A 23,315-nucleotide genomic window follows, 5' to 3' on the forward strand; every position below is an offset into this window, starting at 1 on the left:
GCACTCCTCGCGCTCACCGAGCCCACCCTCCGTTCGCGACCGCGGGGCTCCGCTGCGCCGCACTCCTCGCGCTCACCGAGCCCACCCTCCGTTCGCGACCGCGGGGCTCCGCTGCGCCGCACTCCTCGCGCTCACCGAGCCCACCCTCCGTTCGCGACTGCGGGGCTCCGCTGCGCTGCACTCCTCGCGCTCACCGAGCCGCCCTCAGCGTCTCGGCGGCGGCGATCGCGGCGAGCACCGCCGCGGCCTTGTTCCGGGTCTCCTGGTCCTCCGCGGCCGGGTCGGAGTCGGCCACCACACCGGCACCGGCCTGCACGTACGCCCGACCGGCCCGGATCAGCGCGGTCCGGATCGCGATGGCCATGTCCAGGTCGCCGCCGAAGCCGAAGTAACCGACCGTGCCGCCGTAGACGCCCCGGCGGACCGGCTCCAGCTCCTCGATGATCTCCATGGCGCGCACCTTCGGCGCGCCGGAGAGCGTGCCGGCCGGGAAGGTCGCGGCCAGCGCGTCGAACGCCGTCCGGTCCTCCCGCAGCGTGCCGACCACGGTGGAGACGATGTGCATGACGTGGCTGTAGCGCTCGATGGTGGCGAACTCCGGCACCTCGACGGTGCCCGGCTCGCAGACCCGGCCCAGGTCGTTGCGGCCCAGGTCGACGAGCATGACGTGCTCCGCGCGCTCCTTCGGGTCGGCGAGCAGCTCCGCGGCGAGGCGGGCGTCGGCGGCGGGGCTTTCCCCGCGCGGGCGGGTGCCGGCGATGGGGTGCAGCAGCGCCCGTCGGCGGCCGCCGGCCTCGGTGCTCACCTTGAGGTGCGCCTCCGGCGACGAGCCGACGATGTCGAAGTCGTCGAAGCGCAGCAGGTACATGTACGGGCTCGGGTTGGTGGTGCGCAGCACCCGGTAGACGTCGAGCGGGTCGGCGTGCGTGGGGCGCTCGAAGCGCTGGGAGAGCACGATCTGGAAGCACTCCCCGGCCCGGATCGCCTCCTTGGCCACCTCCACCGCCTTCGGGTAGCCGCCGGCCGGCGTCCGGCTGACCACCTCACCGGCCGGCGGCCGGTCGACCGTCGAGATCATCGGCGGGATCGGCCGGGACAGCGCGGTGGTCATGGCGTCGAGCCGCCCGACCGCCTGGTGGTACGCCGCCGCGACGGACGCCTCCCGGTCGGGCTCCTCCAACGGGGGCAGGACGGCGTTGGCGACGAGGATCGCCGAGCCGTCGTAGTGGTCGAGCACCACGAGGTCGGTGGCGAGCATCATGCCCAGCTCGGGCACGCCGAGGTCGTCCTCGGTCAGCTCGGGCAGCCGCTCGAAGCGGCGGACGAGGTCGTAGCCGAGGTAGCCGACCATGCCCCCGGTCAGCGGCGGCATGCCGCTGGCCGGATCCCAGGCCGGCCCGGCGAGGGCCGCGACGGTCTCCCGCAGCACCCGCACCGGGTCGCCGCCGGTGGGCAGCCCGGCGGGAGGCCGCCCCAGCCAGGCGGCCACGCCGTCCCGCTCGACCAGCGTGGCGCCGCTGCGTACGCCGATGAACGAGTAGCGCGACCAGGCCATGCCGGCCGAACCGACGCCCTGCTCGGCGGACTCCAGCAGGAACGTGCCGGGGCCGCCGGCCAGCTTGCGGTAGACGCCGACCGGGGTCTCCGCGTCGGCGAGCAGCCGCCGGGTCACGGGCACCACCCGCCAGCGGCCGGCCAGCTCCGTGAAGGTCGCCTGGTCGGGGCTCACCACACCGTCGGTCATGCTCGCCCCCGCCCGTCGCCGCACGCCGCGCCGCCCGCGCTCACGGCGCGTCCACGCCGGTGACCGGCAGCTCCTCGAAGAAGCAGGTGCGGTGGCCGGTGTGGCAGGCGGCGCCCACCTGGTCGACGCTCACCAGCAGCGCGTCGCCGTCGCAGTCCAGGGCGACGGAGCGGACGTACTGGTGGTGCCCGGAGGTGGCGCCCTTGACCCAGTACTCCTGCCGGCTGCGCGACCAGTAGGTCGCCCGGCCGGTGGTGAGGGTGCGGTGCAGCGCCTCGTCGTCCATCCAGGCCACCATCAGCACCTCACCGGTGTCGTGTTGGCGGACCACGGCGGCCACCAGGCCGTCGGCGGTGCGTCGCAGCCGGGCCGCGATGGCCGGGTCGAGGCGGGACGGGCGGGCCGGACCGGGCACCGACGGCTCGCTCGCTCGGGTGGAGGCGCCGGTCACCGGCGCGTCAGGTACGGGCACAGTCACCCATTCTCCCGCACCCGGCGCGGAGACCGGCGACGGCTCCCGAGGCGGGTGGCACGAACCGTCCGGGCGCGGGGGCGGGCGGGCCACGTAGCGGCCGTCGCGCACCGCCTCGACGCACTCCCCCGGGCGGCCCGGCCGGATGCGCTACCGGCCGACGAACCGCATCGCCGCCTGGGGATACCTCTCGCCGGCCGCCGCGCCCGGCGGCAGCGCGGTGCCCAGCCGGGCCACCTGCGCCGCGTCGAGGTGGACGTCGAGCGACGCGACGTTCTCCTCCAGCCAGCGCACCCGTTTGGTGCCCGGGATCGGCAGCACGTCGTCGCCCTGGGCGAGCAGCCAGGCCAGCGCCGTCTGGGCCGGGGTGGCGCCGACCTCCTCGGCGACCGCCCGCACCTCGTCCACGAGCTTCAGGTTGGCCTCCAGGTTGCCCTCGGCGAACCGGGGCACGCCGGCCCGCCAGTCGCCGGCCGGGAGCTGGTCCCGGCTCGTGATCGCCCCGGTCAGCAGCCCCCGGCCCACCGGCGAGTACGCCACCAGCGCCACCCCCAGCTCCCGGCAGGTGGCCAGCATCTCGCCCTCCACCTCGCGGCTGAACAGCGAGTACTCCATCTGGACTGCGGCGATGGGGTGCACCGCGTGCGCGGCGCGCAGCGTCGCCGGGCTGACCTCGGAGAGCCCGAGAAGGCGCACCTTCCCGGCCGTCACGAGGTCGGCCATCGCGCCGACGGTCTCCTCGACGGGCGTCTCCGGGTTGCGGCGGTGCAGGTAGTAGAGGTCGATGGTGTCGACACCCAGCCGCTCCAGCGAGGCGTCGCACGCCTGACGGGCCCAGGCCGCGCTGCTGTCCACGTACGCCCCGGGGGTGCCGGTGCCGCCGAAGCCCTCGCCGCGGTTGCGGTTGCCGAACTTGGTGGCGAGGAAGACCTCGTCGCGGCGGGCCCGCACGACCGGGCCGAGGAGGCGTTCGTTGGCGCCGGCACCATAGACGTCGGCGGTGTCCAGGTGGTTGACGCCCAGGTCCAGGGCGCGGTGCAGGGTACGGGTCGACTCGGCGTCGTCGCGGCCGCCGTAGGCGAAGCTCATGCCCATGCAGCCGAGGCCGATCGCGGAGACCTCGGGCCCGTCCGTGCCGACTCGACGGCGGATCATCGGGTCTCCTCCTCCGCGCGGCGGTACGCGTCGATCTTGTGGTCGAGCACCTTCAGGTCCTCCTCGAGTTCCGCCATCCGGGCCAGCACCCGTGCGCGGTGCGCCTCGAAGAGCGCCCGCCGGGCGCCCAGGCTCCGGTCGCCCTGGCGGGCGAGTTCGGCGTAGCGGCGCATGTCCCGCACCGGCATCCCGGTGCGGCGCAGGCGGGTGAGCAGGAAGAGCCAGTTGACATCCCCGGCGGTGTACCGCCGTCGCCCGGCCGAGTCGCGACCGACGGGCGAGACGAGCCCTTCCTGCTCGTACCAGCGCAGCGTGTAGGTGGTGAGGCCGACCCGCTCGGCCGCCTCACCGACGGTCAGGGTGTGCTCTCGCGTGCTGATGTCCACGGGATCCAGGCTTCCAGTTCGAGCACACACGAAGTCAACCGTTGCGCGCGGACGGATAACTCACCTACCGTTGAGTTCATCGGGTGTTGAGTTTTGGGAGGGGCGAATGGACGAGGCGATCGTGCTCCGCGACCTGGTCGTCGACCGGGGGCGGCGGCGCGTGCTGCACGGCATCAGCTGCGTGGTGCCGCGCGGCGTGGTCGCCGGGCTGTTGGGCCCGAGCGGCAGTGGCAAGACCACCCTCATGCGGGCGGTGGTCGGGGTGCAGGTGGTCAGCGGTGGCACGGTCACCGTGTTGGGCCGCCTGGCGGGCGCGGCGGAGCTGCGCCGGCGGGTCGGCTACCTGACCCAGGCGCCGAGCGTCTACGCCGACCTCACCGTGCGGGAGAACGCCCGCTACTTCGCCGCCCTGCACGGGCGCAGCCGGGCCGACGCCGACCGGGCGGTGGCCGACGTCGGGCTGCGCGAGGCGGCGGGGCAACTGGTCGCCACCCTCTCCGGCGGGCAGCGCAGCCGGGCCTCGCTCGCCTGCGCGCTGGTCGGCGAGCCGGAGCTGATCGTCCTCGACGAGCCGACCGTCGGGCAGGACCCGGTGCTGCGGGCCGACCTCTGGGCCCGCTTCCACGAGCTGGCGGCGACGGGCGTGACCCTGCTCGTGTCGAGTCACGTGATGGACGAGGCGGCCCGCTGCGACCGGCTGCTGCTCATCCGCGAGGGGCGGTTGATCGCCGACGACACGCCCGACGCGGTCCGGGACGCGGCCGGGGTCGCCGATCTCGACGAGGCGTTCCTGCGGCTGATCCGGGCGAGCGAGGCCCGCGCCACGGCGGCGACCGGCGCGGCGGGCACCACCGGAGGGGAGGCGTCGTGAACCCGCGGATCCTGGCGGTCACCACCGGCCGCATCCTGCGCCAGCTGCGCCACGACCGGCGCACGGTGGCACTGCTGCTCGTGGTGCCGACCCTCCTGCTCACCCTCGTCTACTACATGTACGCCGACCGGTCCGGTCCCGGCGGCGGGTCCGCCACCTTCGACCGCGTGGCGCTCGTGATGCTCGGCTTCTTCCCGTTCATCGTCATGTTCCTCGTGACCAGCATCGCGATGCTGCGCGAGCGCACCACGGGCACGCTGGAGCGCCTGCTCACCACGCCGCTGGGCAAGGCCGACCTGCTCTTCGGTTACGGCATCGCGTTCGGGCTCGCCGGGGCGGTGCAGGCGGCCGTCGCCTCCGCCGTCGCGTACTGGGTCTTCGACCTGGACACCGCCGGCAGCTCCGGGCTCGTGATCATGATCGCCGCGCTGAACGCGGTGCTCGCGGTCGCGCTCGGGCTGTTCTGCAGCGCCTTCGCCCGCACCGAGTTCCAGGCCGTACAGTTCATGCCGGTCGTGGTCGCCCCCCAGCTGCTGCTCTGCGGGCTCTTCGTGCCCCGCGACGAGATGGCCGGCTGGCTCCAGGCGATCAGCGACGCGCTGCCGCTGTCGTACGCCGTCGAGGCGTTGCAGGAGGTCGGCGCGCACGCCGAGCCGACCGCGACGATGTGGCGGGACGTGACGGTGGTGGCCGGCGCGGCGGTGCTCGCGCTGGTGCTCGCGGCGGCGACGCTGCGGCGGCGCAGCGGCTGACGCGGCGACAGCCGGCGGCTGACACGGGCGTCACGCGGCCGCCGGCACGGCGGCGGAGCGGCGCGGGCCGCCGGCACGGCGGCGGAGCGGCGCGGGCCGCCGGCACGGCGGCGGAGCGGCGCGGGACGGCGGCACGACGGACACGGAGCGAAGGGCGGCGATGGCACGACGGACCGGCCGGCGACCCGGCAACCCGGGCACGCGGGAGGCGATCCTCGAGGCGGCACGGGCGGCGTTCGCCGAACGAGGGTTCGACGCGGCCTCCATCCGGACCATCGCCGCCGGCGCCGGGGTCGACCCCGCGCTGGTGCACCACTACTTCGGGAGCAAGGACCAGCTCTTCCTGGCCGCGATGCAGGCGCCGGTGGACCCCCGGGAGCTGCTGCCGGGGGTGGTCGCCGGCGACCGGGACGGCATCGGTGAGCGGCTGGTCCGCACCTTCCTCGGGGTCTGGGACTCCCCCGCCAGCACGGCGGGCGTGGCGCTGCTGCGCTCGGCGGTGAGCAACGAGTGGACCGCCCGACTGCTCCGGGAGTTCGTGGTGACCCAGGTGCTGCGCCGGGTGCTGGAGCACCTCGACGTCGACCCGGCCGAGCTGCCGCTGCGCGGGTCGCTGGTGGCCACCCAGTTGGTCGGGCTCGCGATGATGCGGTACGTGATCCGCCTGGAGCCGGTGGCCTCCGCCGCCCCGGAGACCCTGGTCGCCATGGTCGGTCCCACGATCCAGCGCTACCTCACCGGCGACCTGCCGGCCGCGCCGGAGGGTGCCGCCTCCCGCTGACCCGGTGTGGCCGGCCGGATCGACGTCGATGGCCGGGGCGGGGTGCGCCGGTCGTCGCCGGGGCGGCGCCGACGCACCCCCGGGCGCGCTAGTCGCCCAGCGAGTTGTACGCCCGCGCCGTCACCCGCACCCGGCCCCGCACGTCCCGGCGCGCCGGCCACGAGATCTCCACCCGCCGCGACTCCCCCGGCAGGAGCCAGAAGTAGTTGTCGTCGTACCGGGCCGGCAGGACCCGCTCGCCGTCGGCGTCGCGGACGCCCAGCCGAACCAGGGCGGCTACCGTGTCGCCTCCGTTGCGGACCGTCGTGGTGACCGTGGCACGCCCGTCGGCCGTACGGACGGCGCCGGTCGTCGTCGACAGTCGCGTGCGCGCCAGGTCGTTGAGCGCCCGCATCTCCTGCGCCTGCCCGTACCGCCAGTAGGTGTTCCGGGAGAGCAGCCGGCCTCGGCGGTCGCGCAGTTCCAGGCGGACGAGGTGCAGCCCCGCGCCGTCGGCCGCGGCCACCGTGAACGCCGGCGTGGTGGACGACGGCGCGACGTCCAGCCGCTGGCTCTGGGGCGTGCCGAGCAGCCGCCCGCGCAGGTCGTAACGCCGGGCGGTGACGGCGACGCCGGTGAGCGCCGTCGTGGTGTGGTTGACGGCCCGGACGCGCCACGTGCCGGGGTCGGCCTGGACGTGCAGCGGCTCGCAGCCCTTGCGGGCACCGAAGTAGGCGCCGTTCACGTCGAGGTCGTAGTCGTACGTCTGCCAGACCGTGCTGTGCCACGCCGGGTGCGACATCCACAGCAGCAGCCCCGTGGCGTCCTGCCACAGGTTGGCGTTCCACGCCTCGAACATCGCGCGGTGACTCTCGTAGTTGACGAACTGCGCCCGGGTCGCGAACTCGTCGAGGGACGCGGACTCGCCGAGCCGCGCGTCGATCGCCTCCTGGTACGTGCCGACCCGCTGGTTGCCGACGGTCGACCAGTCGTGGTGGTTCCAGACCACCCCCGGCGGCCACTCCGGCGCGTCGCCGACGAGGTTGCGCATGCTCTCGACGACCGACACCACCGGCATGCCGATCTCGGTGTGGAAGCCGAAGGAGTCGGCCTCGTAGATGGTCTTGTCGACGTACGTCGCGGGGTCGACCCAGTGGTAGGGCCCGCGTCCGCTCACGATCCCGCTCGCGGAGTTGGGGATGTAGAGGATCTCCGGGTGCTCGGTGGCCACGGCGTGCTTGAGGCCGGCGTCGACGAGCGGCGGCGGGTCCCCCTCGTTGGCGCCGCACCACACCACGATGCTCGGGTGGTGGCGGTAGCGCCGGATCGTGTCGGCGGCGATGTCGACGTAGCCGGGCGGGTCGGGCAGGAACTGACCGGCCTGCCAGAAGTCGTTCCACACGAGGATGCCCTGCTCGTCGCAGGCGCGGTAGAGCTCGTCGCGGTTGCTGCTGCCGAGCCAGTTGCGGATCATCGTGAAGTTCATGTCGCGGTGCATCTCGACCGTGTCGGCGATCCGGTCGGGCAGCACCCGGCGCAGCAACTCGTCCCAGCCCCAGTTGCCGCCGCGGGCGAAGACCGGCACGCCGTTCACACTGATCTTCAGCTCGGTGATCTTGTTGCTGACCGACTTCACGTCGGTCCACCGCTGGCCGTCGTCGGAGACCTGGATGACGAAGTCCCGGGCGTACGCCTGCTCCCAGACGATGGTGACCTGGTCGAAGGCGACGGCCCTGCCGAGGTCGACCTGGATCCACTGGCCGTCGGCGTACTTCGAGGCCCAGCGGGTGCGGGGGTTGCCGTCGACGGCCCGCTCGGGGCCGTTCGAGTCGCCGTCGGAGGACGACGCGGTCGCGGTGGCGTGCAGAGCGAGGTCGACGTCCGGCTCGGCCTGGCGCCCCACGGCGAGCGTCCACATCGACACGCCCCACGAGGTGGCCCGGGCGCCGGCCTGGATCCGCACGTGCCGGGCGGTGCGCTCGGGGAACGTCTCGACCTGGGTGGCCCGGCTGCCCAGCGGCGTCTCGTTGCTGACCGACCTGACGTCCGTCCAGGCGTCGCCGTCGTCGGAGACCTGGACGCGGTAGTCCAGCGCGTACGCCTGCTCCCACACGATGGTCACCCGGTCGAAGTCGACCGCCGCGCCCAGGTCGACCTGGATCCACTGCCCGTCGGCGTACTCCGAGGCCCATCGGGTCGCCGGGTCGCCGTCGACGGCCTTGGCGGGGACGTTGGTGTCGTTCTCCGAGCCGGAGGCGGTGGCGGTGCGCCCCCGGGCGAGGTTCGGGCCGTCGCCGTCGGAGACCGACAGGGACCACATCGAGACACCCCAGCCGGTCGCGCGCTGGCCGGCCTGGATGCGGACGTGCCGGGCGCGCCGTCGGTCGAAGGTGACGGTCTGGGTCGCGGCGCCGTCGACGAAGTCGAGCGGGGGCGTGCCGGGCGGGGAGATCTGGACGGGCTGGTGCCAGTCGTACCCGAACTCGCGGATGCCGAAGCGGACGGCGCGCCGGTCGCTGACCTGGCGGCCGGCGGTGGCGGTGAGGGTCAGGTCGTACAGGTGGGGGTCACCGTAGCCGTTGGGCCACCAGAGGCGGGGGTTGCGTACCCGCAGCGCGGGGAAGCGCTCGGGCGTGAACTCGACGGTCGTCTCCCCGCCCGCCGGAACGGTCACCGTCGAGGCGACCTCGACCTTGTCGAACGCCGCGCGCACGGTCACGGTGGTGGGGATGGCGGCCACGTTGCGCACCGGCACGGCGATGGTGACCTCGGCGGTGCCGACGTCCGGCAGGTCCGGCAGGGTGGTGCGGACGTACGGGTCACCGAGGACGGCCGCGCCGGTGCTGCGCAGCCGGACGTGGTCCCAGATCCCGGTGACCCGGTCGCGCACGGCGGGCATCCAGTCCCAGCCGGACACGGCGAGGTAGGTGGGCGCGTCCAGGTAGTGGTGGGCGGACTGGAGGAAGGTGCGCCCGTCCGGGCCCTTGTCGCCCGGGGTACCGGGGTGCGGCATCGGGGTGACCTGGACGGCGACGACATGTTCGTCGTGGCCCGCGAGGGCGCGGGTGATGTCGAGGGCCGCCCGGGCGAACGGGTGCTTGACGCCGCCGACCCGTGACCCGTTGACCCAGACGGCGGCCTCGTGGTTGATGCCGTCGAACTCGAGCCAGATGTGCCGGCCCGGCGAGGTGTCCAGGCCGCGCGGCAGGCGCAGCGCCCGCCGGTACCACCAGGAGTGCCGGGAGAGCGCCTCGGGGATCCGCATGTTGTTGAAGCCGGAGACCGGGTCCGGCAGGTGGCCCCGCTCGACGAGCGTGCCCAGCACCGTGCCGGGGACGGTGGCGGGCAGCCAGTCCCGTACGTCCACCCCGGCGCGCGACAGGGCCGCGCCGTCGCCGGTGCCCGCGAAGTCGTCCATGGTCAGCGACCAGCCGGACTCCAGCGGCACCGTGCCGTCGGCGGCCACGGCGAGTGCGGGGGCGGGCCGCGTGTTGCCCCCCTCCCAACTGGTCCAGCCGTGCGCGCGCGGCCTCTGGCCGAGCGCCGTGCCGTAGACCTGGAAGCCGTTGAGGCCCAGGGGGTTGCTGTTCGACCGCTCGGTGGCCGTCATCCGGATCCAGCGGGCGGTCACCGGCTCCGGTAGCCGGATCGCCTGGACGCCACCCCGGCCGTCGCTGGTCTCGTGGACCGTCCGCCAGGCCTGCCCGTCGGAGGAGACCTCGAGCCGGTACGCGAGCGCGGCGCTGGAGAGGATCTCGTCGCCGTCGGTGTCGGTGTAGTTGCCGTCGAACGGCCCGTCGGCGAGCGTGGCCTCGAAGACCAGGGTCACCGCCTCGATCCGGCACGGGCCCTGGAGGTCGACGGAGATCCACTGTGGGTCCCCGGCGGCCGCCCGCCAGCCGCTGCCGCGCACCCCGACCTGGGGCAGCCCGTCCACGGCGAACGATCCGGGCGTCGGCGCGTAGTCCGTGGAGGAGACGGTCACCGGCCGGTACCGGGCCAGGTCGGTGCCGTCCGGCGCGGGCGGGGGCGCGGCGGCCGCGGCGTGCGCGGTGCCCGGCAGGGCCGCGGTCACGCCGAACGAGGCGAGCAGGGTCGCGCTCGTGGACAGGAAGGTTCGCCGCGACATGGACGAGGACTGGGACATCGTGCCTCCCGGGCTGACAACGTTGTCAGATCCTCGCGATCTCCGATCATCCGTGTCAAGGCTCCGTTTCCGGCGTGATCTTCCGGTCACCGGCGAGCGGTAGGATTCCGCAGGTGAGCATCGTTCCCGGCCGCACGAGGCGACCCACCATGGTGGACGTCGCCGCCCTGGCCGGGGTGAGCGTCAAGACGGTCTCGCGGGTCGTCAACAACGCCCCGTACGTGCAGCCGGAGGTGGCGCGGCGAGTCCTCGCCGCCGTCGCCGAGCTGGGCTTCCGCCGTAACCACCTGGCCAGCTCGTTGCGTTCCGGCCAGGCCACGGCCACCATCGGTCTGCTCATCGAGGAGATAGCCAACCCGTTCTACGCGACCATCGCCGGCGCCGTGGCGGAGGTCGCCTCGGAGCACGACACGATGCTGCTCATCGCCAGCTCCGAGGAGAACCCGGCCCGCGAGCAGCAGCTGCTGCGCGACCTGTGCGCCCGGCGGGTGGACGGGCTGCTCGTCGTCCCGGCCGGCGACGACCACTCGTTCCTGCGCGGCGAGGTGGAGCTCGGCACCCCGGCGGTGTTCCTGGACCGGCCGGCCGGTGGCCTGCCGGCCGACACCGTCCTGCTGGACAACCGCGGGGGCGCCCGCGCCGGCGTCCGTCGGCTCGTCGAGTCCGGGCACGAGCGGGTCGCGATCCTCCTCGACGCGACCACCGTCTACACCATGCGCGAGCGACTGGCCGGCGCACGGGACGCGCTCACCGCGGCCGGGGTGGCCGACGACCGCCTGATCCGCTACGGCATCCGGGATCCCGCCTCCGCCGCCCGGGTCGTCGGTGAGTTGCTGGACCAGCCCGACCCGCCGACCGCCTTCTTCAGCCTCAACAACCGGATCTCGCTGGGGGCGGTGGAGGAGCTGCACCGCCGCGGCAGCGACGCCGCGCTGCTCGGATTCGACGACTTCGATCTGGCCCGGCTGCTGCCGTACCCGTTCACCGTGGTCGCGTACGACACCCGCGCGCTCGCCCGTACCGCCGCCGAGCTGCTGTTCCGCCGGATCGAGGGCGACACCTCCGCGCCGCGCAGCCTGCTGGTCCCCACGGAGCTGGTCGAGCGCGGCCTCCCCCGCCGCTGACGCGTCGCCGCCCGGGGCGGCTATCCGGCGGCGGCGCGGGGGCAGATCATCGGGTGCAGCAGGCGGACCAACTCGGCGTGGTCGGCCACCGGCGCCGGGAAGGACAGCCGGACCTGCCGCCCCGCGCCCGGTCGCCCGAGCGCGACGACCAGGCCGTACCGGTCGATCCGGACCACCCGGGGCGCGTCGCCGTCCTCGCCGAGGCCGAGTCGCCGGCGCAGGTACCGCGCCACCTCGGGGCCGTGATGGTCGGCCAGGTCGGCCAGCAGCTCCGCCTCGACGTGGTGCAGCGGATCGGGCTCGGCCTCGGCGTACACCTCCGGGTCGATCCGGCGGGTCGACGTGCCGCGCTCCCAGCGGGCCTCGGCCACCTCGAAACGGAAGAGCCGGAACCGGCGGCCCAGGTCGAGCAGGTCGCCGGTCGGGTCCACGGCCGCGAAGTCCAGCGCCGCCCGTCGGGCCTCGTCGCCGCGCAGCTCCGCCGCCCACCCGGACACCCAGGCCCGACCGAGCGTGGGCGCGCCGGCCCGGGGCGGCAAATCGAGCACGTCCAGGACGATCGCCACGTCCTCCTCGTCCTGCGCGGGCAGCAGCGCCGCGGCCAGGTCGCTGACCACCGGCACGAGCAGCAGCACCCGCCCGTCCGGGTCGGTGACGTGGCGGACGTGGTGCGGGCCGGGTCGGTGCGCCAGGTGGACGAGGCCGGGAAGCCGGCCCGCGACGAGGGTACGGACGGTCTCCGCGGGGCTGGGCCGCATGGCACGACCTCCTTAGTAGGTTAGGCTTACCTAAGTAGCACCCTAGAGCACCCGATCGGAGACGTCCACGTGAACCACCCGCGGCCCAAGGCCCGACTCTCCCGCGCCCTCGGCGTTCCCCTCACCGCCAAGTGCGTCCGGTACGTCGAACGCCGTCCCTTCCCGCCCGGCGTGCACGGGCGGCAGCGCCGCAAGACCTCGGACTACCAGGTGCGCCTGCTGGAGAAGCAGCGCCTGCGCCACCAGTACAACGTCAGCGAGACCCAGCTGCGCCGCACGTTCGACGAGGCGGCCCGGGGCACCGGCAAGACCGGCGAGCGCCTCGTCACGCTCCTGGAGCGCCGCCTCGACGCCGTGGTGCACCGCGCCGGCCTGGCACGCAGCATCTACCAGGCCCGGCAGCTGGTCGGCCACGGCCACATCACCGTCGACGGCCGGAAGGTCGACCGCCCGTCCTACCGGCTGCGCCCGGGCCAGGTGGTCGGGGTCCGCGAGCGTAGCCGGGAGCGGCTGCCGTTCCAGCTCGCCGCCGCCGGCGCGAACCGGGGCGAGGGCCCGGGCCGGCCGTACCTGTCGGTGGACCTCACCGGGCTGCGGGCGACCCTGCTGCGCGAGCCGGCCCGGCACGAGGTGCCGGTGATCTGCGACGAGCAGCTCGTCGTGGAGTACTACTCCCGCTGACCCCTCAGGGAGCGGTCAGCGGGTCTGCTCCAGCCAGGAGGCGTAGAGCAGGCCGTACGTGGACTCGGGGTCGCGCACCAGCTCGTCGTGCGGGCCGCGCTGCACGATCCGCCCCCGGTCCACCACGATCACCTCGTCGGCGGCCTGGGCGGTGGAGAGCCGGTGCGCGATGGCGAGCGTGGTCCGGCCCCCGGTGACCGCGTCCAGGGTGCGTTGCAGGCGCACCTCGGTGGCCGGGTCGACGGCGCTGGTCGCCTCGTCGAGCACCAGCAGGTCCGGGTCGGCCACGTACGCGCGGGCCAGCGCCACCAGCTGCCGCTCCCCGACGCTCAGCGCCTCGCCGCGCTCCCCCACCGGGGTGTCCAGCCCGGCGGGCAGCCCCTCCAGCCAGTCGGCGAGCCCCAGCTCCGTGAACGCCGCGAGCAGCTGCTCGTCGGTCAGCTCCGGGCGGCCGAACCGGACGTTCTCCCCCACGGTGGCGTCGAAGAGGAAGCCGTCCTGCGGCACCATGACCACCCGCGAGCGCAGCGAGGCGAACCGGACCTCGTCCAGCGGCACACCGGAGAGCAGCACCGCGCCGGAGGTCGGGTCCATCAGGCGGGTGAGCAGCTTCGCGAAGGTCGTCTTGCCGCTGCCGGTCTCACCGACCACCGCCACCCGGCTCTTCGCCGGGATCTCCACCTCGATGTCGTGCAGCACCGGCGGGCCGCCCGGGTAGGCGAAGCCCACCCCGGCGAAACGGATGTCGAGCGGGCCGGGCGGCAGCTCCCGCCCCTGCTCGCCGGGGTCGGCCACGTCCGGCGCCACGTCCAGCACGTCCAACACCCGCCGCCACCCGGCGATGGCGTTCTGCGCCTCGTTCAGCACCTCGGTGGCGATCTGCACCGGCTGGATGAAGAGGGTGACCAGGAAGAGGAACGCGGTCAGCTGCCCGATCGACAGGGTGCCGTCGACACCGAGGGTCACGCCCAGCACCACCACGCCGGCCAGCGCCAGCCCGGCCGCCAACTCGCCGACCGAGCTGCCCATGATGCTGATCCGGATCGCCCGCTGCTGCGCCTGACGCTGCCCGTCGATCGCCTCGTCCAGCCGGCGGGCCGTACGGCCCGCGATGCCGTAGGCCCGGATCACCGGGGCGCCGACCACGCTCTCCGCCACCGCGCCGAGCAGCGCGCCGGTGCGCTGGCGCACCCTGCCGTACGCCGCGCCGAGGCGGCGCTGGAGCAACCGGATCACGAAGACCGCGGGCAGGAAGGCCACGAACACCATGAGGGTCAGCTGCCAGGAGTACGCCAGCATCACGATCGTGGTGACCACGAGCTGACCCAGGTTGACCAGCAGGATCACGCCGCCCCACTGGAGGAACTGGGTGATCTGGTCCACGTCGCTGGTCACCCGGGAGACCAGCGAGCCACGGCGCTCGGACTGCTGGTGCAGCATCGACAGGTCGTGCACGTGGCGGAAGGCCCGGGTCCGTACGCCCGCGAGGGCCGTCTCGCTCACCGTGAACAGCCGGCGCATCATGAGGTAGCCGCAGAGGGTGGTCACCACGAGGATGGCCGCGGCGGCGGCCACCACCGTCCAGACCACGTCCAGGTCCAGCCCGCCCACAATGCCGTTGTCGATGCCCTGCTGCACCGCCACCGGCACGGCCACCCGGCCCACCATGTAGACCAGGGCCAGGGCCAGCGTGCCGATCAGCCCGGTGCGCAGCTCCGGGGAGAGCGCCAGGCCGCGCCGCAGCGTCCGCCAGGTGCTCTCGGTCTGCTCGGCCTCCGGCCGCGTCGTCGCACCACTCGCGCTCACCGGTCCACCTCGATCTCCAGGCCCGACAGCAGCGGGTCGGTGCCCTCGTCGTACGGCTGCTCCTGGGCGCGCTCCACCTCGGCCTGCTCGTACGCGGTGACCAGGTCGGCGTAGCCGGGCACGGTGGCGAGCAGCTCGGTGTGGGTGCCCCGGGCCACCACCCGCCCGCGCTCGACGTAGATCACCTCGTCGGCCAGCGCGATGGTGGCGCGGCGGTAGGCCACCACCAGGATCGACGCCGGGGGCGTGCCGGGTCGGTCGGCGGCACGCAGCCCGGCCAGGATGGCCGCCTCCACCCGGGGGTCGACGGCGCTGGTGGCGTCGTCGAGCACCAGCAGCCGTGGCCGCCCGGCGAGGGCCCGGGCCAGGGTCAGCCGCTGCCGCTGGCCGCCGGAGAGCGAGGTGCCCCGCTCGCCGACCATCGTGTCGAGCCCGTCGGACAGCGCCGCGACGAAGCCGTCCGCCTCGGCGAGCCGCAACGCCGCCCAGACGTCGTCGTCACCGATGCCCGGCCGGTCCAGGGTGATGTTGGCCCGCACCGTGTCGTCGAAGATGAACGGCACCTGGGCGACCAGCGCCGCGGTGCGGGACAGGGACCCGGCGGTGAGGTCGCGGACGTCCACCCCGTCCAGCGTGACGGTGCCCGAGCGCGGGTCGACCAGCCGGACGGCGAGGGACGCGATGGTCGACTTGCCGGAACCGGTCGGGCCGACCAGCGCGACCGTCTTCCCGGCGGGCACCGTGAAGGTGACCTCACCGAGCACCTCGGTGCCCGGCAGGTGCGCCTCGGCCGGCTCGTACGCGAACGAGACGTCGGAGAAGGCGAGCGTGGCCGGCGCCGGGTCGGCCGGGTCGAGCTCGCGGTCGCCGTAGGGCATCTCGCCGGTGGCGTCGAGCACCCGACGGACCCGGTCCCAGCCGGCGACGCTGCGCGGCAGCTCGGCGAGCACCCAGCCGATCGCGCGCACCGGGAAGGCCAGCACGGTGAAGAGGAAGGCCACGCTGACCAGCTCGGCGACGCCGATCGCACCCTGCCGGAGCCGGAGCGCGCCGACCACCAGCACGGCGAGGGTGCCGAGGCTGGGCAGGGTCTCCAGCATCGGGTCGAAGACGCCGCGCAGGCGACCGACGGAGATCAGCGCGTCCCGCAACTCACCGGCCCGCCCGGCGAACCGGGCGGTCTCCTGCGCCTCGCGGCCCATGGTCTTGACCACCAGCGCGCCGTCGAAGCTCTCGTGGGCGATGCCGCTGACCTCGGCCCGCAGCCGCTGGGCGCGGGCCTGCCGCGGCGCCATCCGGCGGGAGTAGACCACGTTCAGCGCGAACAGGGCCGGGAAGACCGCGAGCCCGACCAGGGCCAGCGCCCAGTCGGTGGCGAAGAGCGACCCGACCGCGCCGACCAGCATGACCAGGGTGCCCACCGCGAACGGCAGCGGCGCGATCGGGTACCAGGCGGCCTCCACGTCGGAGTTCGCGTTGGACAGCAGGGTGCCGGTGGCGTTGCGGTGGTGCCAGGCCAGCGGCAGCTCCAGGTAGCGCCGGGTGACCCGGCGGCGGTACGCCGCCTGGAGCCGGTACTGCATGTAGCCCGCGCCGAGCCGGCGGCCGAAGATGCCGACCACCCGCAGCACGCTGATCCCGAACAGCGCCGCCGCGGCCAGGGCGAGCGTGCCCGCCGCGACCGAGCCGCGTTCGATGGCCGGGACGACCACGTCGCCGACCACCGTGCCCACCACGTACGCGCTGGCGATCACCATGGACCCGAACAGCACGCTCCCGGCCACGGCGACCGTGAAGATGCGCGGCTGCTCGCGGATCGCCCGCCCGAGGACCGCCAACCCCCGACCGAGCACGTCCCGACTTGTTCCGCTCGCCACGCTCTCCCCCGCCGTAAGTTGCAATTATCTCCCCTATCCTTACCGGTCGCGGGGCGCCCCCGCCGTCCGCCCGGATATGTCGGCGGTCACGTGACCCGCGCGGGCGAACCGGCCCGGCCGGAAGGGTCTCCGACACCCCGACCCGGCACGCCGCCGGCACTCCGGCGGACGTTCACGGGCCTACCATCGTGGCCATGCCCCGGTACGCCCGAGCCGAGCGCGAGGCGCTGGCCGATCTCCTGCTGACCGTCGGCCCGGACGCGCCCACCGTGGCCGAGGGCTGGTCGACCCGTGACCTCGCCGCCCACCTGGTGGTGCGCGAGCGCCGCCCGGACGCCGCCGGCGGCATCCTGCTCGCGCCGTTGCGCGGGTACGCCGAGCGGGTCCGCCTGCGGATCGCCGCGCAGCCCTTCGCCGACCTGGTGGCCCAGGTGCGCCGCCCGCCGCCGTGGAGCCCCGTGAGCAACCCGCTCACCGACGAGGTGGCCAACGTGATGGAGTTCTTCATCCACCACGAGGACGTGCGCCGGGGTGGCCCGGGCTGGTCGCCCCGGGAGCTGCCGGCCGGGCTGCGGTCGGCGCTCTGGCGGCGGGCCGGCACGCTGGCCCGGCTGGCGCTGCGCCGCTTTCCCGCCGACGTCTACGTGCAGGCGCCGGGCCACGGCGAGGTCTCCGTCGGCCGGGGCGGCGATCCGGTGCGGCTGGTCGCGTCGCCCGGCGAGCTGGTGCTGTTCCTCACCGGCCGGCAGCGGGTGGCGCGGGTGCAGTTGGACGGGCCCGCGGCGACGGTGCAGCGGCTCCGCGTCGCCAACCTGGGGTTATAACTGCGTGTACATAAACGGTCACTCACCGACAGTTCCGCAATGTGCACCCAGCGAACGGCACCGATCCCTTCTCCCGTAGGCTTTCCCGGTCGTCCCGCACGGGAACGGCGCGACTGGGGGCACCATGCGGACCTTCGCGGTCTCGGCGCTGCGGGAACCCCCCTTCCCCGCACGGCGCCACGACAGCACCGATCTGCTCGCGGGGGAGAGCACAGCCTGGGCGCAGAGCTTCGGCCTGATCGGTTCCGGTCACCGGCTGACCCGGCTGCGCCGGGCCGACGCCGCCGGGCTGGCCGGGCGCGCGGTGCCGGACGGCCCGGTCGACCGGTTGCGCCTGCTGACCGACCTGATCTCCTGGCTCTTCGTGATGGACGACGCCTGCGACGAGGACGGCCTCGGCGGCGCGCCCACCCGGTTGGCGCCGGTCGTCGCGGGCCTGCTCGACGTCCTGGACGGTCACGGTGACGGCGCCGCACCGGAGGTCGCGGGGCCGCTCGGCGCCGCGCTGCACGACCTCTGCCACCGGGTCCGCGCGCACGGTCGGCCCGCCCTGCTGCTGCGCTTCGTCAGCCGGGTGCGGGACTACCTCCTCGCGCTGCTGTGGGAGGCGAGCAACCGGGAGCACGGGCGGGCGCCCGGTGTCGCCGAGTACGTCCAGATGCGCCGGCACACCGGTGGCGTGCACCCGAGCTTCGCGCTGACCGACCTCGCCCTGGACGGGCTGCCCGGAGCCGCGGTGCGGACCCATCCGGCCCTGGTCACGGTGGACACGCTCGCCGCGGATCTGGTCTGCTGGTGCAACGACGTCTTCTCCTACGCCAAGGAGCGCTCCGCGCCGGACGGACACAATCTGGTCACGGTGATCGCCCGCGAGTCCGGCCAGGACGAGGCCGGCGCGCTGCGGGCCGCGGCGGAGCGGTTCAACGACACGATGTCGGCGTACCTGGAGGCGGAGGCGCAGGTGCTGGCGGTGGCCGGGCCCGAGGCCGAGGCCGTACTCACCGCCCGGCGCAACTGGATCCGGGCCACCTATGACTGGTCACTGGTCGCCGCGCGGTACGCCTGAGCGACCGTTCCGGCAGGTGAGACCCGGACTCTCGGACGATCACCGGGGCTAGCCGAGGCGCGGCGGCAGGCAATACCCTTCGGTAACCACCGACGTGACGACCGTCACGCCACACCCCCGAAGGCGGCACAGCGATGTCTCTCGATGTACCGTACCGTTCCATCCCGGACATGTTCCTCAAGCGCGTGGCGGCCACCCCCGACCGCCAGGCTTTCGCCCACCCCGCCGCCGACGACTCCGGCCCCGTCTGGCTGACCTGGGCCCAGATGGGGCAGCGGGCCAGGGCGATCGCCGCCGGGCTGCACGGCCTCGGCGTGGGCCTGGAGGACCCGGTGGCCATCCTGGCGAACACCCGGATCGAGTGGGTGCTCGCGGACCTGGGCATCATGTGCGCCGGCGGTGCGACGACGACCGTCTACCCGACCACCGAGCCGGACGACGCGACGTACATCATCGCCGACTCGGGCTCGCGGGTGCTCTTCGCGGAGAACCCGACCCAGGCCGCCAAGACCGCCGGTGCCACCCTTCCCGCGCTGACCCATGTGGTGCTCTTCGACGGTGCGCCCGACCCGGCCGCCGCCGTCCCCCAGCTCACCCTCGCCGAGCTGGAGGAGCGCGGCGCGCGGGCGCTCGCCGCCGAGCCCGACCTGATCGACATGATCGTCGCCGGGATCGGCCCGGACCACCTCGCCACGCTGATCTACACGTCGGGCACCACCGGCCGGCCGAAGGGCGTCGAGCTGCTGCACGGCGGCTGGTGTTGGGAGGGCGTCGCGCAGGCCAACCTGGGGCTGCTGCGCGAGGACGACCTGCAGTACCTCTGGCTGCCGCTGTCGCACTCGTTCGGCAAGACCCTGCTCTGCGGCGCCACCCACGTCGGCCTGCCCACGTACGTCGACGGCCGGGTGGACAAGCTCGTCGACCTGCTCGGCGTGATCCGCCCGACGCTGATGTGCGGCGCGCCGCGCATCTTCGAGAAGGTCTACAACAAGGCGGTGACCAACGCGCAGGCCGGCGGCGGCGCGAAGGCGAAGATCTTCGCCTGGGCCGTCGGGGTCGGCAAGGAGAAGGTCGCCCTCGAACAGGCCGGCAAGCCGCTCCCGGCCGGGCTGAAGCTGCGCTACCGGGTGGCCGAGAAGCTGGTGTTCAGCAAGCTCCAGGCCCGCCTCGGCGGACGGATCCGGGTGCTGGTCTCGGGCGCCGCGCCGCTCAGCCCGGAGATCGCGACGTTCTTCGCCGCCGCCAACCTGCCGATCTCGGAGGGCTACGGGCTGACCGAGACCAGCGCCGGCAACTTCGTCAACCCGCCCGACGGGCTGCGGATCGGCACCGTGGGCAAGGCCATGGGCGACCTGGAGTGCCGCATCGACGCCGACGGCGAGATCCTGGTGCGCGGACGCCCGGTGATGCGCGGCTACCACAACCTGCCGGAGGAGACCGCGGCGGCGTTCACCGAGGACGGCTTCTTCCGCACCGGCGACATCGGCACCCTGGACGACCAGGGCTACCTGAAGATCACCGACCGGAAGAAGGACCTGGTCAAGACGTCCGGCGGCAAGTACATCGCCCCGTCGCACATCGAGGGCATGTTCAAGGCCATCTGCCCCTACACCTCGCAGGCCGTGGTGATCGGTCAGGCCCGCAACTACTGCACGATGCTCGTGACCCTCGACCCGGACGCGATCAACGGCTGGGCCGCCGGCACCGAGCTGGCCGGCCGGAGCTACCCGGAGATCGTGTCGTCGCCGCAGGCGCAGGCCATGGTCGAGGAGTACGTCGCCGAGCTCAACAGCAAGCTCAACCGGTGGGAGACCATCAAGAAGGTCACCATCCTGCCGCGTGACCTCACCATCGAGCACGGCGAGATCACCCCGTCGCTGAAGATCAAGCGGCGCGGGGTGGAGACCAACTTCGCCGCCGAGATCGACAAGATGTACGAGGGCACGCTCGCCGAGCTCTGAGACGCCGCTGCCCGGCCCCGTACCGCTCCCAGGCGGGGCCGGCGGCGGACCTCGTGGGCACTGCGCTCGGCGAGCCGGTGCACCGCCGTGGGTCCGCCGCTCTCCCGGCCCGCGACCGGGTCAGGCGATGACCGCCGGCTCCCGCCACTGCGGGCGGGCGGCCCGGTCCAGGTCGTACCGCACCGCCGCGATCCGGCCGACCGCCTCCACCAGGTCCGCCACCGGCAGGGTGAAGGGCAGGCGCAGGAACCGCTCGAGCGTGCCGTCCAGCCCGAACCGGGGGCCCGGCGCCAGTCGCACGCCGACCTCCTCCGTGGCCCGGGCGAGCGCGCTGGAGATCGGCCCGTCCAGCTCCACCCAGAGGGTCACCCCGCCGCGCGGCACGGTCACCCGCCAGTCCGGCAGCCGCTCGGCGAGCGCGTCGAGCAGGGCGTCGCGCTGGGCGGTGAGCTGCACCCGGCGGGCCGCGGCGATGGCCGGTCCGTCGGCCAACAGGTGCACCGCGACCAGTTGGTCGAGCACCGGGCTCGCCATGTCGACCCCCACGCGCGCCGCGGCCAGGCGCTGCACCTGGGGCGCGGACGCGCGGATCCAGCCGATCCGCAGGCCGCCCCAGTAGGGCTTGCTCATCCCGCCGATGGAGACCACCCGGGAGTGCCGGTCGAAGGCCGCGACCGGCGGCGGCAGCGGTGTGCCGTCCAGCGGCAGGTCCACGAAGGACTCGTCGATCACCAGGTCCGTGCCCGCGGCGTGGGCCGAGGCCACCATCCGCTCGCGCAGCTCGGCCGGCATCAGGTGACCGGTGGGGTTCTGGAACTCGGGAATCAGGTACGCCAGCTTCGGCCGCCCCTGCCGGATGCTCCCGAGCAGCAGGTCCCCGTCCCAACCCGCGCCGTCGGTCGCCAGCCCGTGGGTGGTGATGCGGGCCCGGCGGGCGGCGAGCGCGGCGAGCGCGTTCGGATAGGTCGGCGACTCGACCAGGACGCTGGCCCCCGGTGCCAGGCCGAGCCGGAGCACCAGGTCCAGCGCGTGCTGGGTACCGCTGGTGACCATGATCTGGTCCGGCGAGGTGGGCAGGCCCCGTTCGGTGTACCCCTGGGCCACCGCCTCGCGCAGCTCGACGATCCCGGTCGGGTGGTAGCCGGCGCCGCCCAGGTAGCGGGGCAGGTCCTCGGCCGCTGCCCGGGCGGCCGGCACCAGCTCCGGCGGCGCGGCCAGCGCGGCGACCCCCAGATCGATCATGTTGACGTCGTCCAGCGGGGTCCACAGCCCGGAGCTGGCGACCCGGTGGGTGCCGGGCAGCCGCGTCCAGCTGCCCGCGCCCCGCCGGCTCGCCAGGTGTCCGGTCTCGCGCAGCTCCCGGTACGCCGCCGTGACCGTCGTCCGGCTGATCTTCAACGCCTCGGCCAGTTCCCGCTCCGCCGGCAGCCGCACGCCCAGCGGCAGCCGGCCGTCGGCGAGCAGCCCGCGGACCGCGCCGGCGAGCGCCGCGTAGTCCGGGCTGCGCCGCCGGCCCGGAAGCGCGTGCCACTGCCCGAGCAGTCGGGCCAATTGCGCCCCACGTACCTGACTCGTCATGGCCACTCCCCGGAGATTGGCTCTATTTATTGGCCAATTGGACCCTAGGGTGGCATGCATGGCAGCGATTGGCAATTTCCGGCACCGTCCGGTCCGCCGGCTGACCCAGCTCTACGTGGGGTTGGCGCTCTACGGCATCAGCATGGCGCTGATGATCCGCTCCGAGCTCGGCCTCAATCCCTGGGACGTGTTCCACCAGGGGCTCTCCGAGCTCACCGGGCTCTCCTTCGGCACCGTGACGATCGCCGTCGGCGCCGTCGTTCTCCTGCTCTGGATCCCGCTGCGGCAGCGGCCCGGCCTCGGCACGGTCAGCAACGTGGTGGTCATCGGGCTCGTCGTGGACGCCACACTGGCCCTGCTGCCGACCGGTGGACCGCTCTGGGCCCGAATCGGCCTGCTCGTCACCGGCATCGTCGCCAACGGCGCGGCCACCGGCCTCTACCTCGGCGCCAGCTTCGGCCCCGGCCCGCGCGACGGGCTGATGACCGGCTTCGTCGCCCGCCGGCCGCAGCGCTCCATCCGGCTCGTCCGGACGGCCATCGAGGTCACCGTGCTCGCGCTGGGCTGGCTGCTCGGCGGCACGGTCGGTATCGGCACCGTGGCGTACGCCCTCGCCATCGGCCCGTTGGCCCAGGTCTTCGTCCCGATGTTCGCCGTGGCGCCGCCGGAGGACGCCGCCACCGGGCGGGCGGCCCCGCAACCGGCGGCCTGAGTCGCCACCAGGGGCCGTCCGGGTCACCGAGCGTCCGGCCGCCGCCACGACGTGACGATGCCGACGGGAGCCGCGGCGGCCGGGTGTTCCCTTCCGCGATCGGCGACGGCATCATCTCTGCATGGGGGAGAACGGATGGCGCTGGAGCGACGCCTGGATCTTCGTGTCGTTGGTCATCGCGAGCGGCGCCGGCCGGCACCGGCGCGCCCCGTCCAGCCGACGCCCCGAGGGCGTACGCCTGGCTGACGTGCTCTCCACGGCCGACCACCTCAACCGCGCCATCCCGCAGCGCGACGAGGTCGAGGCGGCGGTCCGCCGACTGGTCGGGGCCGGGCTGGTCAGCGTCAGCGACGGCTGGTTCCGGATCACCGCCGAGGGCGAGCGGCTCTGGCGCAGCCGACCCAGCGCGGGATTGGCGACCACGGTGGACACGGTGCAGGGGGTGCTGAGCCGGCGGCACACACCCGGGAGCGCCGACTGGACGTTGGACGAGGCCGACCACGCGGCAGCCGTACAGGAGTACCTGGTGCGCTCGATCCCCACGCCCCGTCGCTCACCCGAGGGGCACCCCGGCCGCGACTGACCCACCCGGCCCGGCGGGCGTCAGCCCCGTCGTGGCCCAGTCCCGTCCCCGCGCGGCG

At 74.2% G+C, this 23,315-nt stretch carries 19 protein-coding genes; 10 read left to right on the top strand and 9 right to left on the bottom strand.

Going from position 1 to position 23,315, the window contains the following annotated elements; translation table 11 throughout:
• Positions 1 to 190 precede the first annotated feature (190 nt).
• From SM573_RS19565 to SM573_RS19580, 4 genes are all read right to left on the bottom strand, one after another.
• Positions 191 to 1,744: an anthranilate synthase component I gene (locus tag SM573_RS19565; protein WP_474616762.1), complete on the bottom strand. Its 1,554-nt coding sequence runs from the start codon at positions 1,742 to 1,744 to the stop codon at positions 191 to 193.
• 40 nt (positions 1,745 to 1,784) lie between these two features.
• On the bottom strand, positions 1,785 to 2,216 hold the full coding sequence (gene hisI, locus SM573_RS19570; protein ID WP_474616763.1) for a phosphoribosyl-AMP cyclohydrolase: 432 nt from the start codon (positions 2,214 to 2,216) through the stop codon (positions 1,785 to 1,787).
• A gap of 150 nt (positions 2,217 to 2,366) precedes the next feature.
• Entirely contained in the window at positions 2,367 to 3,371 is a 1,005-nt protein-coding gene (locus SM573_RS19575) for an aldo/keto reductase (protein ID WP_474616764.1), read from the bottom strand.
• Positions 3,368 to 3,757, bottom strand: a complete 390-nt coding sequence (locus SM573_RS19580) for a MerR family transcriptional regulator (protein WP_474613245.1) — start codon at positions 3,755 to 3,757, stop codon at positions 3,368 to 3,370. The genes SM573_RS19575 and SM573_RS19580 overlap by 4 nt, the downstream gene beginning before the upstream one ends.
• A gap of 106 nt (positions 3,758 to 3,863) precedes the next feature.
• On the opposite strand from SM573_RS19580, the gene SM573_RS19585 reads away from it, so the two are divergent.
• From SM573_RS19585 to SM573_RS19595, 3 genes are all read left to right on the top strand, one after another.
• The gene (locus SM573_RS19585) at positions 3,864 to 4,628 is read left to right on the top strand and encodes an ABC transporter ATP-binding protein (protein WP_474616765.1); all 765 of its coding nucleotides are present in this window, start codon (positions 3,864 to 3,866) and stop codon (positions 4,626 to 4,628) included.
• The gene (locus SM573_RS19590) at positions 4,625 to 5,380 is read left to right on the top strand and encodes an ABC transporter permease (protein ID WP_474616766.1); all 756 of its coding nucleotides are present in this window, start codon (positions 4,625 to 4,627) and stop codon (positions 5,378 to 5,380) included. The genes SM573_RS19585 and SM573_RS19590 overlap by 4 nt, the downstream gene beginning before the upstream one ends.
• 160 nt (positions 5,381 to 5,540) lie before the next feature.
• The gene (locus tag SM573_RS19595; RefSeq protein ID WP_474613242.1) at positions 5,541 to 6,161 is read left to right on the top strand and encodes a TetR/AcrR family transcriptional regulator; all 621 of its coding nucleotides are present in this window, start codon (positions 5,541 to 5,543) and stop codon (positions 6,159 to 6,161) included.
• 88 nt (positions 6,162 to 6,249) lie between these two features.
• Here the strand turns inward: SM573_RS19595 and SM573_RS19600 are convergent, their stop codons facing one another.
• Entirely contained in the window at positions 6,250 to 10,287 is a 4,038-nt protein-coding gene (locus SM573_RS19600; protein WP_474616767.1) for a discoidin domain-containing protein, read from the bottom strand.
• A 149-nt stretch (positions 10,288 to 10,436) separates the two neighbouring features.
• On the opposite strand from SM573_RS19600, the gene SM573_RS19605 reads away from it, so the two are divergent.
• Entirely contained in the window at positions 10,437 to 11,411 is a 975-nt protein-coding gene (locus SM573_RS19605) for a LacI family DNA-binding transcriptional regulator (RefSeq protein ID WP_474613286.1), read from the top strand.
• A 20-nt stretch (positions 11,412 to 11,431) separates the two neighbouring features.
• Here SM573_RS19605 and SM573_RS19610 read toward each other — a convergent pair whose 3' ends face one another.
• Positions 11,432 to 12,169, bottom strand: a complete 738-nt coding sequence (locus SM573_RS19610; protein ID WP_474616768.1) for a DUF2470 domain-containing protein — start codon at positions 12,167 to 12,169, stop codon at positions 11,432 to 11,434.
• A 69-nt stretch (positions 12,170 to 12,238) separates the two neighbouring features.
• Here SM573_RS19610 and rpsD point away from each other — a divergent pair, with 69 nt between their 5' ends.
• Positions 12,239 to 12,850, top strand: coding sequence for a 30S ribosomal protein S4 (gene rpsD / locus SM573_RS19615; protein WP_474613239.1), 612 nt, complete (start codon positions 12,239 to 12,241; stop codon positions 12,848 to 12,850).
• A gap of 15 nt (positions 12,851 to 12,865) precedes the next feature.
• Here the strand turns inward: rpsD and SM573_RS19620 are convergent, their stop codons facing one another.
• Positions 12,866 to 14,656 (bottom strand): ABC transporter ATP-binding protein, encoded by a 1,791-nt coding sequence (locus SM573_RS19620; protein WP_474616769.1) that lies wholly within the window; start codon positions 14,654 to 14,656, stop codon positions 12,866 to 12,868.
• The gene (locus SM573_RS19625) at positions 14,653 to 16,533 is read right to left on the bottom strand and encodes an ABC transporter ATP-binding protein (RefSeq protein ID WP_474616770.1); all 1,881 of its coding nucleotides are present in this window, start codon (positions 16,531 to 16,533) and stop codon (positions 14,653 to 14,655) included. Before SM573_RS19625 ends, SM573_RS19620 begins: the two co-directional genes overlap by 4 nt.
• Positions 16,534 to 16,727: 194 nt before the next feature.
• Here SM573_RS19625 and SM573_RS19630 point away from each other — a divergent pair, with 194 nt between their 5' ends.
• The 3 genes from SM573_RS19630 (at position 16,728) to SM573_RS19640 (ending at position 20,384) form a co-directional block, all read left to right on the top strand.
• A complete protein-coding gene (locus SM573_RS19630) occupies positions 16,728 to 17,357 on the top strand; it encodes a TIGR03085 family metal-binding protein (RefSeq protein WP_474616771.1) in 630 nt (209 codons plus the stop codon).
• 124 nt (positions 17,358 to 17,481) lie between these two features.
• On the top strand, positions 17,482 to 18,423 hold the full coding sequence (locus SM573_RS19635; protein ID WP_474613235.1) for a terpene synthase family protein: 942 nt from the start codon (positions 17,482 to 17,484) through the stop codon (positions 18,421 to 18,423).
• Between the two features lie 134 nt (positions 18,424 to 18,557).
• Entirely contained in the window at positions 18,558 to 20,384 is a 1,827-nt protein-coding gene (locus SM573_RS19640; RefSeq protein WP_474613234.1) for an AMP-dependent synthetase/ligase, read from the top strand.
• A gap of 120 nt (positions 20,385 to 20,504) precedes the next feature.
• Here SM573_RS19640 and yczR read toward each other — a convergent pair whose 3' ends face one another.
• Positions 20,505 to 21,962, bottom strand: coding sequence for a MocR-like transcription factor YczR (yczR, locus tag SM573_RS19645; protein ID WP_474613233.1), 1,458 nt, complete (start codon positions 21,960 to 21,962; stop codon positions 20,505 to 20,507).
• A gap of 58 nt (positions 21,963 to 22,020) precedes the next feature.
• On the opposite strand from yczR, the gene yczE reads away from it, so the two are divergent.
• Together yczE and SM573_RS19655 are read left to right on the top strand one after the other, a co-directional pair.
• Positions 22,021 to 22,674 carry a membrane protein YczE gene (gene yczE, locus SM573_RS19650; protein ID WP_474613232.1) on the top strand — a complete coding sequence of 218 codons (654 nt, stop codon included), beginning with the start codon at positions 22,021 to 22,023 and terminating at the stop codon, positions 22,672 to 22,674.
• A gap of 121 nt (positions 22,675 to 22,795) precedes the next feature.
• Complete coding sequence (locus SM573_RS19655) at positions 22,796 to 23,257, top strand: hypothetical protein (RefSeq protein WP_474613231.1); 462 nt, start codon at positions 22,796 to 22,798, stop codon at positions 23,255 to 23,257.
• Positions 23,258 to 23,315: the final 58 nt, after the last annotated feature.

The sequence above is a fragment of the Micromonospora xinjiangensis genome (assembly GCF_056150165.1).